This is a genomic window from Psychrobacter sp. FME13 (assembly GCF_014861395.1).
Taxonomy (GTDB): Bacteria; Pseudomonadota; Gammaproteobacteria; order Pseudomonadales; family Moraxellaceae; genus Psychrobacter.
This window is the reverse complement of record NZ_RRYV01000108.1, coordinates 1-10,406: the sequence shown is the minus strand read 5'-3', so window position 1 is coordinate 10,406 and position 10,406 is coordinate 1. Positions and strand designations below refer to the sequence as shown.

Annotated in this window: 10 protein-coding genes; 3 read left to right on the top strand and 7 right to left on the bottom strand. The window is 39.0% G+C overall.

Going from position 1 to position 10,406, the window contains the following annotated elements; all coding sequences use genetic code 11:
- Positions 1–468: 468 nt before the first annotated feature.
- The 5 genes from EI164_RS11645 to EI164_RS11625 form a co-directional block, all read right to left on the bottom strand.
- The gene (locus EI164_RS11645) at positions 469–1,242 is read right to left on the bottom strand and encodes a sulfite exporter TauE/SafE family protein (protein WP_192520126.1); all 774 of its coding nucleotides are present in this window, start codon (positions 1,240–1,242) and stop codon (positions 469–471) included.
- A gap of 83 nt (positions 1,243–1,325) precedes the next feature.
- The gene (locus EI164_RS11640) at positions 1,326–2,831 is read right to left on the bottom strand and encodes a tripartite tricarboxylate transporter permease (RefSeq protein ID WP_192520125.1); all 1,506 of its coding nucleotides are present in this window, start codon (positions 2,829–2,831) and stop codon (positions 1,326–1,328) included.
- 5 nt (positions 2,832–2,836) lie between these two features.
- Positions 2,837–3,292, bottom strand: a complete 456-nt coding sequence (locus EI164_RS11635) for a tripartite tricarboxylate transporter TctB family protein (RefSeq protein ID WP_192520124.1) — start codon at positions 3,290–3,292, stop codon at positions 2,837–2,839.
- A gap of 94 nt (positions 3,293–3,386) precedes the next feature.
- Positions 3,387–4,400: a Bug family tripartite tricarboxylate transporter substrate binding protein gene (locus EI164_RS11630; protein WP_192520123.1), complete on the bottom strand. Its 1,014-nt coding sequence runs from the start codon at positions 4,398–4,400 to the stop codon at positions 3,387–3,389.
- A 588-nt stretch (positions 4,401–4,988) separates the two neighbouring features.
- Positions 4,989–6,278 (bottom strand): SLC13 family permease, encoded by a 1,290-nt coding sequence (locus tag EI164_RS11625; protein ID WP_192520122.1) that lies wholly within the window; start codon positions 6,276–6,278, stop codon positions 4,989–4,991.
- 436 nt (positions 6,279–6,714) lie between these two features.
- Here EI164_RS11625 and EI164_RS11620 point away from each other — a divergent pair, with 436 nt between their 5' ends.
- Positions 6,715–7,443 carry a GntR family transcriptional regulator gene (locus tag EI164_RS11620; RefSeq protein WP_192520121.1) on the top strand — a complete coding sequence of 243 codons (729 nt, stop codon included), beginning with the start codon at positions 6,715–6,717 and terminating at the stop codon, positions 7,441–7,443.
- Between the two features lie 235 nt (positions 7,444–7,678).
- On the opposite strand, the gene EI164_RS17330 is transcribed toward EI164_RS11620, so the two are convergent.
- On the bottom strand, positions 7,679–7,813 hold the full coding sequence (locus tag EI164_RS17330) for a hypothetical protein (RefSeq protein WP_263972666.1): 135 nt from the start codon (positions 7,811–7,813) through the stop codon (positions 7,679–7,681).
- A 484-nt stretch (positions 7,814–8,297) separates the two neighbouring features.
- Between EI164_RS17330 and EI164_RS11615 the strand changes: the two genes are divergently transcribed.
- On the top strand, positions 8,298–9,011 hold the full coding sequence (locus tag EI164_RS11615; RefSeq protein WP_192520120.1) for a DUF6977 family protein: 714 nt from the start codon (positions 8,298–8,300) through the stop codon (positions 9,009–9,011).
- A 223-nt stretch (positions 9,012–9,234) separates the two neighbouring features.
- Positions 9,235–9,756 (top strand): hypothetical protein, encoded by a 522-nt coding sequence (locus tag EI164_RS11610; RefSeq protein ID WP_225739255.1) that lies wholly within the window; start codon positions 9,235–9,237, stop codon positions 9,754–9,756.
- A gap of 100 nt (positions 9,757–9,856) precedes the next feature.
- Here the strand turns inward: EI164_RS11610 and EI164_RS11605 are convergent, their stop codons facing one another.
- Positions 9,857–10,264 (bottom strand): IclR family transcriptional regulator C-terminal domain-containing protein, encoded by a 408-nt coding sequence (locus tag EI164_RS11605; protein WP_192520119.1) that lies wholly within the window; start codon positions 10,262–10,264, stop codon positions 9,857–9,859.
- Positions 10,265–10,406: the final 142 nt, after the last annotated feature.

Here is a 10,406-nt window from a genome sequence, read left to right as displayed (position 1 = left end):
TAGGCTTAGATGCGTATAGCTCATGGTTGCAATCTCACTTTGGTCGGTGGATAAAAACTTTGATGCTAGCGCATCTAGGTCTTTTTTTCACCTTGCATTTGGTATTGCACTTCATGTGTTAATCTAAGCTATATTTTTAATCTCATTTTCAAATCTATAGCGACAGCATATAGGTTGACATCATGGTAAGGTCAAGCGGTTTTCTTTAATGCTTGCAAAAAACCATGCGTGAACCTTGTTGCGGTGACGAGGTAAGAGTACGAAGGCTTAAAATGAGAAAAATTGTAGATAAAAAAGAAAGGTTATGATGATCGGCGTCATGACACCTGCAAACCCGTTATGTGATACGTAGAAAGTGTTGGGAGCGTTTATCTTTACTTTGAAAGTCTTTTTGGAGCTAAGGTTTTGAAGGGCAATCAATCCTACTACCTACTATTCGAGATAAGCATGGTATCTAATCAAGCGTTTTCAAAAAAGCACGTGTACATTTCTTATGATCATAATAAGACCACTGATGACCATAAGTATGAGCAGCATTATCCTAAACTGACGGATACTAATTCCTGCCAAAAATCGTTTGCCAATAATATTACCGATAACGGCGCCCAGTCCTAATATAAGGCCATACACCCATATCTTTAGCGTGAGTATCCCAAAAAAGGTATAACTAACGATTTGAACAATACCTACAAAAAAAGAGTTAGCCGTTTTGGTAGCAATAAGACTTTCTTTTTCTAGCCCAGCATTCATATAAAAAGGGTTGAGTATCGGCCCAAGACCACCCACTAATGTGCTCGTAAAAGCGATGGCAAAACCAACAGGCATAAAACCTGCTTTTGGCATATCAAACGTTTTACTTACTTTGCCAAACTTGTATTGAAAAATAGTAGAGACTAAAAACGCACCAACCAATAATTGAATCCAGTTTGCGTCCAAACGGCTAAACACCAATGCAGCTAACCACGCACCTAAGATCGCACTTGGAACATAGTACTTGGTTAACGACCAATCAATATCATTCCAAAATAAATATAGCCGTGAGGCGTTACTCATAAAGCTGGCCACGTTGATCACAGGTGGTACAATCGCTACTCCTATCATCGAAGATGTAACGGGTACCAGTAATACTGCACCACCACCTCCAGATATGGTGGAGATAATAAAAGCGATCATGCCAGCGACAAACAAGCCTGCTAAATGCCAAGCCGGAATGGAGTGCAATAAATCTAAAACAAAGGACACTGTAAAATCCTAAAAAAAACGGTGGCCAAACATAAAGCATGACCACCATAGAAAAAGTATTTAGAGAGTAAGGTCACTAAAATTTAAACAACCGTTTTATTAAAGCGCTTACGATAAATGCTACGTATGATAGGCATGAACACCATCAATATTGCTAAACACCACAATACTATCGAAATAGAGCTGCTCCACAGAATACTTAACTCACCCTGTGAGATAGATAAAGCGCGTCTCAAGTTATCTTCCATTAGCTCACCTAGGACATAACCCAAAATCAGTGCTGACAATGGGAAATTCGTTTTGCGTAAAAAGTAACCGAATACGCCAAGCGCCACCATAAATACCATATCAAAAGTTGTGCTATTGATAGAGTAAACGCCGATGAAGCTAACAGCAGCGATAGAAGGTATCAAGATATAATTTGGCACATCAAGTAGTTTTGCAAAGAAGCGAACTAACGGAATGTTCATTATCAATAAAATAACGTTACAGATAAATAAAGACGCAATCAAACCCCAAACTATGTCAGGCTGTTCAGTAAATAGCTGTGGACCTGGCGTAATGTTATATAAAGTCAATGCACCCATCATAACTGCTGTGGTACCTGAACCAGGCACACCCAATGTCAGCATCGGTACAAACGAACCGCACGCAGATGCGTTATTGGCAGCTTCTGGAGAAGCCAAGCCTCGAAGATCTCCTTCGCCGAATTTACCAGTATCACCTGCGATTTTGCGTTCACTGGTATAGGTCATTGCACTAGCAATAGTTGCGCCAGCACCTGGTAAGATACCGACAACGAAGCCCATCAGTCCGCTACGTAGCATAGCGCCTAAACTGAATAACAGCTCTTTAAAATTGAACAAGCTACGCTTACCTTGCTCGACGACTTTTTGCCCAGTGGTGGTTCTCTCAAGTAAAATCAAAATCTCACTAACACTAAAAAACCCGATGACAATCGTCGTAAATTGAATACCATCAGACAGATTGACCGAATCAAAAGTAAAGCGGTAAACACCAGTGACTGCATCAACACCCACTGTAGCAAGACCTAAACCAATCAGCGCCGATACAGCTGTTTTGATAGGTTGGTCACCAACTAAGCCGCTCAAGCAAGTAATGGCAAATACCATGAGTACAAAATACTCAGCAGGACCAAAAGAGACAGCCCAATTGGCTAATAGTGGGGCAAACAATACCACACCGATAGTCGCAATGGTGGCACCAACAAATGAAGCAACCGCCGATATTGATAATGCAATACCTGCTTTGCCCTGTAGAGCAAGAGGGTTGCCGTCCAATGACGTCATAACAGCTGCAGCAGATCCTGGTACGTTTAGCAAAATCGCAGAAATACGGCCGCCATACTCACAACCAAGATAAACTGCCGATAGTAAAATTAGAGCGCTTTCTGGTGGCAAACCAAGGGCAAAAGCAAAGGGAAGTAATATTGCCACACCATTGATAGGACCTAGCCCAGGCAACATACCTACTATGGTACCGATAAAAGCACCCACTAAGGCTATCATTAGGTTTTCGGGGGTTGATGCAACAGCGAAGCCGTGCATTAAAAAGTTAAAGGTTTCCATAATAGCTATCCCATTATCCCTGATAATAATCCAAGTGGCAGAATCACATCTAATACCATGTCAAATAGAACATATAAGGCAATACTGATCACAACTGAAAAAATAAGGCTTTTAATCGGCTTTCCTGCAAACAGCAAACCGACTGTAAAGCACATCAACATGGTAGAAATAACAAAGCCTAAAGGCTCAAATATCAGGCTATAGACAGCCAATGCTGTTACGCATAAAATCAAATTTTTGATAACGGTATTGTCATAACCTAGATTGATGACTTTGGTAAAACGCGCTGGACGGAAGGCAATAACCAAAGTTAAAGCTGCCAATAGGGAAAAAATCAAAATAGGATAAGGACGAGGGCCTATCGGGTCATAAGCAATAGGGGCGACATAACCAATAGCTAAATATGCTAAAAACAAGCTAAATAATGCCATTATCCCAGAAAATAAACGTTCCATTGTCATAAGGAACCCTCCTTGGGTTATCGTATAAAAAGGCTGAAAAATAAGGTTTTCAGCCTTTGTGAAATACTAAAACGATTTAGTAAATAATAAATGATTACTGGGCTTCAGCTTTAACCAGGCCGTACTCAGCCGACAGTTCGCGTAGCTCGCCGGTACGTTTGTACACGTATTCCTGTAGCTCTTCACCCGTCATAGAGAAAGGTAGCAACTCTTGCTGCTCACGGATTTCAGCAAATTTTGGATCCGCTAACATCTTGTCAAAGCTAGCTTTCCACCAGTCATAAGCCGCAGGGCTGACATCTGGACCCATGTAATAACCACGAACGACAGGCCAAGTAACGTCATAGCCTTGCTCTACAGCAGTAGGGATATCAGCCATCGTGCCACCCAATCTCTCATCTGCGAATACCGCTAACACACGTAATTTACCCGCAGAGGCTTGAGGCATGATCTCAGCAATACCAGCACTTACGACAGTGATATGGTCACCCATCACAGCTGTGATTGCTTCGCCGCCGCCTTCCATCGCAACATAAGTCATGTCACTAGGATTGACGCCAGCGGCTTTGGCTAAAATAGCCGTCTGCATCCAGTCTTGACCACCAACACTACCACCAGCGCCAAAACTAATTGCTTTTGGATTTGACTTTAGCTCAGTGACTAAGTCTTCTAAATTCTCAATAGGAGACTCTGCATTTACGGCGATAGCGCCATAATCGGTACCAACAGCTGCAAGCCATTTCACATCTTTTTCAGTGAACTTCCCAAATTTCCCTTGCGATAAATTGAGAATAGAGCCGGTAGAGAAAGCAATGATTGCATCGTTATTAGCACGATCATTGGCAACGATTTTGTTATAAGCCACAGCACCGACGCCACCTGGCATATATGTGACACGCATCGGCTCTTCTAATATAGCGGTATCTTTTAGGCCGGCTTGAGCAAGTTTGCAAGTTAAGTCAAAGCCGCCGCCTGGTTTTGCAGGAGCAATACACTCTGGACGTGAAGGGGCGTCGTAACTAGCATCAGATGCTGCAGTATCAGTTTTATTGCATGCGGTAAGGGTAAGTACAGAAAGGCCAAGAGCCAAATAGGATAGTTTGTTCACACGACACTCCTTGTGTGTATTTTTGATTAAAGAACTCAATAGAGTTTTGATAAAAGAGATAGATTTATTTCAAATGAAGTTTGGACTACCTTGACGATAGCCAATCAACTTTATAAAAGTATATTTTTACGTTTCGTAAAAGTAACAGAATATTATAGAAATAACAAGATACATATGTATGTATATATGAATTTTATTTTAGGTTACTATTGTAACAGTTGATGGAAAATTATTTATCGCTTTAATATCAAGGAAAAGAAGACAATAAAATCTTTTGGATACATGACTGTGACGAATAATGAATATGACGGTTCACGAGTATCAACACCCACAAACGATGCGTTAGAAGAATGCTAAAGCACGTTGTCGCGGATAAACAAAGAATCTGACTAGGTGAATGAAATGAGATTAAGGGCTATAAAGGGTAGCCCAGTAGATATTCAAGACGTTCTACTTATGTCTCAATAAATAGAGAGGTGTGTCAAAGCAATCTTCAGGCGAGGAGCGTCTTAAGGCTTGTTTCTGCTCTCAACATAAGAACACACACTAGGGCGTGTCTTCAACTCATTCGACAGTCATCTCAATGGGCTAAAACATCAGCTGGATAAATAAGAGTGACAGTATACCAATACCAATATCTAAAGGCACTGCCTTGAATAATAGTGCATCGAACAGCTTGTCTTTCTTTATAACAACTTGAGATGCGCCTAACATTAGACTGCCTCCTGATGAGAAAGGAGAAAGTGATGAACTTTGTGCGCCCACGACAATGCAGGTAAATAGTAATAAAGGGCTTAGTCCTGAATTGACGGCTAGGGGTAGCACCATAGGGAATAAAGTGGGGGCAACGACGCCGAGCGTACTAGCAAAGAGAGACATGATGGCACTGATAACAAAGATTAAAGTCGGTATCATCCAGATAGGAACATTGGTACTTAGCCATTCTGTTAGCTCATAAATAACGCCTATCTCAACGCCAAGGCCAATCAACATACCGACGCCACAAATCATAATGAGTGTGTTCCAAGGTATTAACGCGATGACCTTTTTTTCGTCTCCCAGTTTTAACAATAAGCTAATTAAGGCGAAAAAAATGGCGATAAAACCAATATCAACTCGAGCATTCAAAAACTGAATCGCCTCTATATTAGGCATGAGTAAGTTTGAAATAGGTATGATAAGCACAATAGCCATCATTATAAAAATCAGCATAATAGATTGTTTTTGCTTGCTATCGAAAGGCTCTGGCACTATTGCTTGAATCGTGACTTTACTGTTTTTGGCATTGAATAAACTATAAGCACCCAAGACGATCACTGGCATTAAAAAGGTAACCGCGAACACACCTAAAACATAAGCAAAGGTATTATCATTTGCGACACCTGCTCCGCGCATCAGCTCTCTGAAGATAACACCGCTCTGTGAGGTGACAAAATTAGCACCAGCTAATGCGCCATAGTTCACAGATAAAGTAGCAATAACCAGATTTAAGTTAGTACGTTTGGATAACAGCAGGATCATAGGTGCCATTGTGGCTAAAACGGTGTAATAACCGGCCCCTAAACCAGAAATAATCGTGGCGACAAAGAAAATAACCAAAGGCAATAATTCAGGAAAGTGACGACACCTATAGATTAAATGATTCGATAATTTTTCTAAAGCACCGTTCGCTAGAGGAAAGTTATAAAAAAGAGTTACGGCAAAAATAACAAAGAAGATTTTAAGAGGCCATAGCTCGATAATCTCATGAGTTTTAAGACCCAGACCAAAACAGCCGATAAGATATGAAAAGGCAATAGCAAATAAACCAATGTTGATTTTGGTGGTATATCCCAATATGATACATATTACGATAGCGGCTAAAACATAAAAAGTCATGACTGTCCTTTGATGATCTTAACTGTATGAATTCTATAAAAAAATATAGCCATTTTTAGATCGTTTAACGTTTAATACTGAGATTTAAGACACTTCTTAGACTAGATTCCTATATAAGCAAGTGCATCTGATTGAATAGAATGATAGCAAAAAAGGTCACATTAATTAGATAAGGTTGTTCATAAATTTTTAATAATCATATATTTTTAATAATATAGTTGATTCGGTTCAAAAGAGCGTCAAGGAAACCAAGTGCAGATGTATATGTGATATTGCAAGTGAGGTTGATGCGGTCATTCTTTAATATTCATTTGATACATATTAAGGGCACTTAAGACGTCAAACAAGTTTATCGTTAACAGTATGCTTTTTAAGAATAGTAATATTTGACAACGTGGATGCACGTTAATCAGACCCTTTCTATAATGGTGAAAAAATGTTAAAAAATTTAGAAAGTTTTAAGCTGCCAAGATATGAGCAAGTACGATGGCATATCTTAACGTTACTGACAGAAAGTAAGTGGGATGAAAAAGTACCTTTACCAACCGAGCAAGAGCTTGCAAATAAATATCAGGTATCAGTGGGAACCGTTCGAAAAGCGGTTGAAAAATTGGTCGATGACGGTGTATTAACTAAATATCAAGGCAGAGGAACTTTCTTAAAGCGACCAAACTTTGAGAGTTCATTATTAAGGTTTTTTAAATTTCGTGATAAAGACGCTTGCTATGCAACACCTATAGGTGTAGTCAAAAAGGTGATGGTAATAGAGAATGGTCTTGAAGATATTAATAAAAAACTGAATATAAGTAAAAACAAAGCGCTCATTTATATAGAGCGTGTGCGTATTATTGAAGGAAAAATACTGTTAAGTGAAAGAATTTGGTTACCCAAAAGCCGTTACGAAGATTTTACAACCTTAGAGCCAGACGATTTTGAGAATCTCCTTTATCCATTTTATTATACAAAGTGCGGTCAGTTTGTATCGTCTGCCGTAGAGACGCTATTTTTTATAGCTGATTGCATCGATCCTTATCTAGAGAATACCAAACAAGAAAATTTAGTTAAAGTAAATCGTATAGCCAAGGACTTGGAGGGCAATCCTATCGAGTATAGAGAATCATATGGATTGGCAGACAAGTTCAGTTATGAAATTAATATTATTTAGTAATATTACTAATCTAAACGCTTTTTAAGCCATAACAATATATCGCTTTCACTATACTGTCATGTCTGATTAGGTTTTATATTCATCGCTAGCAGCTTCCAACGCCTTAAGCCATCAACATAACATAGCATAGTTGATCTGATGTAAAAGAGAGGTGAGGCAACTGAGTACAGATGTATATGTGACACTTCAAGAAAATTCAACACTGTCACTATTTTATAGAAGATTAACTGTATTAAGGTGAACACCAGCCGCCCTTATGATGAGAACCTGTACCGCCATGTGGATGTTCGCCCTTTGGGCACGCATTGGCTGAGATTGAAACCACACTCATTAATGACAAAATAGCTATTGCTATCATTTTTTTCATAATCTAGCTCCTCATTAGTGTTCAAGAATTATATGCTCTTTTTGCGATGAAACATCAGATTTTTTAATATACCTTTTGCCACTAAGTTACTGATGTTTCTGAATGCAGTATCAGCCGAGTCTGTCGTCACAGAGCTCTCCTGTATTGATACGATATGCCTTACTATCTGTGTCTAGTAGGAAATAAAGCATGGTGCCATCCCAATAAGTCGGTTGGCATCATCTCAACGATAAATCCAGAAAAACTATTAACAACCGTGAAATAAGGCAGGATAAACAACTGATAATAAGATAAACTTCCCTGCGAGCGCCGATAAAGGCGACAACTCTCAATAAAATCACTACATTTGGCTGCTAGCTAACAAAACACTAATAATCAATACTGCTAACAATCATAGAATACATCGTCAAAGTCAAAATTCTGTGAAGTTAATACAGTTATAACAAATTATTTAGATAGACCATTGATATCAAGGCACATTCCTATGGAACAAGCACAGAACGCTGTAGAGCATAAACCTGTTTTCATGCCCAAAGTTAACAGTGATAATCTGGTAAAAACAGATATGGTTAGAATTGAGCGGCATGTGGGGTTTTCTAGTAAACAAAAGAAAAAAACTATCAATGATCTGCATCAAGTCATTCGTAAAAAATATGGATTTAAGCAAGTATTAGAGCTGTCTAGCAAGTCTGGCAACAAGCTGAGTTTTCCCCTAAGCCCATTCAGCTTAAAAATCACTGATGAGCATGATGGCAACCCATATAGTGTCGAAAATGCCTTTCAAGCTAGTATGGTCTTTGAAGATGGCGGTCCTTATCTTGATTTGTTAACTGTAGCGCCAAGGCAGGCTAGAAAAGATGAGCGATTAATGAATTCAGGGGAGCTGATTGGCTACAATTATTTTGGAATGGAGTGGGGTGTAGAGCCGTTAACGACGTTTTATGACTGGCTATATGTAAATGCGTTAAAGCAAAACTCCCAGCTGCACGAGGAAGTAATACAATATCAAGGGTTTACTGATATTACTTTCAATCCGAAAAAATCTATTCATAGTGCAGCGTATGCGTTAGCGCTGTTTGTGGCACTGCATAAACGAGAGTTGCTTGATAATGTTGAAGATCCAATGGCGTTCTATGACTTATGTAATGGGTTTAAAGTCAGTAATACTGAGCATCTGCTAGAAGAAGGTTGGGTCTGAATGTTAAAAATCAGTAAAAGTTATTCGCTTTTCAAAAAAAGAAGCCGCTTATTTTTAAGCGGCTTCTTTTATTTCATTAAGTGATAAACGTAAGTCATCATATTGTCATAGTAGAACCGTATCCTTTGGCTGATTATAAATGACGATTGCGTATAACTGATATCTAAATTCATTGAATGATGTTTTATTGATAATAGTGGGCGTATACACATAAGGCTTATTCATGAATATTGCTAGCAAACTTAGTAGTATTTCCACACGTATACTGATTATTTTAGCATTGGCTTTTTTATTGATCATCTTGATGGTTTATTGGGTTATTGAAATTCAAGCTAAGCCTCGCATACTAGAGATGACATCAGAAACAGTGGTTGAGACCGGAAACGAAGCTATTAATAGTATTATGGCGAGCATTAGCCACGTCGACGGATTGGCCAAAGCAACCAGCACGATGGCTGGCGGGTTACCAAAAGAAGATTCGCTTTACAAAGAAACCTTGGGCAATCTCATGCAACAAACCGACCAACGAATTGTGGGCGGAGGTGTGTGGTTTGATCCAAATATGTACTCTGAAGGTAGGGAGCGCCAATCGTTTGTCTGGGGGCGTGATGTGTCTGGAGATATGCAGCCACTAGATCGTTACAATCAAGTAGACCAAACGCCCAACCCTTATTATAGAGAATGGTGGTACATTCCTGCGATGTACGCGCGTCATGACCACTGTGTCTGGCGCATGAGTAGATAGTACCAATCTCACAACACCAAAAAATGTACTTCATTAAAAAATCTACGATACATGCTGTATCGTAGATTTTTTAATTTATAGATCAATAAAGCAATCAACCTTACCAATTAGCATCAGGTTTATATATTTTACTCAGATTATTGGCAGCCTCAACAACAGCTGGCGTTATATGCTGCTCAAAATACTCCAATGTAAACGCATTTACTGGAAAACTAATAGAAAGCGCATATATGATTTTATTGGATGACAAGTCTTTGATTGGTGCAGCACAGGCAATCATATCATTATTGAACTTTTGCCAACTAGTAAGATGGTCTTTTCCACGTGCACTATTGACTACTTCTAATAACTCATCAAGGTTAGCAGGAGTAGCATCAGAGTAAATCTTCCACTCTGAAAAATCATTAAACCTTATTCTTATTTCTTCATCAGACAAATTACTTAATAGTATTTGTCCGATTACTGTTGCATAAGCAGGCCATCTCAAACCAGGAAGTATATTCGACATAAAACTTCCTAATGGTTGAATATTTTGTAAATTGATAATTTCTATTCCATCCAAAGTAAAGAGATGCACTGCTGTACCAGTATCATCTCTTAGATTAACACACCAAGTGCAACGCTAATTAATATTATAGAACGCCTGCATA

Coding starts and splice junctions, on each gene's coding strand:
- EI164_RS11615 (WP_192520120.1), top strand. CDS start 8,298: ATGGAACAAGCACAGAACGCTGTAGAGCATAAACCTGTTTTCATGCCC.
- EI164_RS11610 (WP_225739255.1), top strand. CDS start 9,235: ATGAATATTGCTAGCAAACTTAGTAGTATTTCCACACGTATACTGATT.
- EI164_RS11605 (WP_192520119.1), bottom strand. CDS start 10,264: ATGTCGAATATACTTCCTGGTTTGAGATGGCCTGCTTATGCAACAGTA.
- EI164_RS11640 (WP_192520125.1), bottom strand. CDS start 2,831: ATGGAAACCTTTAACTTTTTAATGCACGGCTTCGCTGTTGCATCAACC.
- EI164_RS11625 (WP_192520122.1), bottom strand. CDS start 6,278: ATGACTTTTTATGTTTTAGCCGCTATCGTAATATGTATCATATTGGGA.
- EI164_RS11620 (WP_192520121.1), top strand. CDS start 6,715: ATGTTAAAAAATTTAGAAAGTTTTAAGCTGCCAAGATATGAGCAAGTA.
- EI164_RS17330 (WP_263972666.1), bottom strand. CDS start 7,813: ATGAAAAAAATGATAGCAATAGCTATTTTGTCATTAATGAGTGTGGTT.
- EI164_RS11635 (WP_192520124.1), bottom strand. CDS start 3,292: ATGACAATGGAACGTTTATTTTCTGGGATAATGGCATTATTTAGCTTG.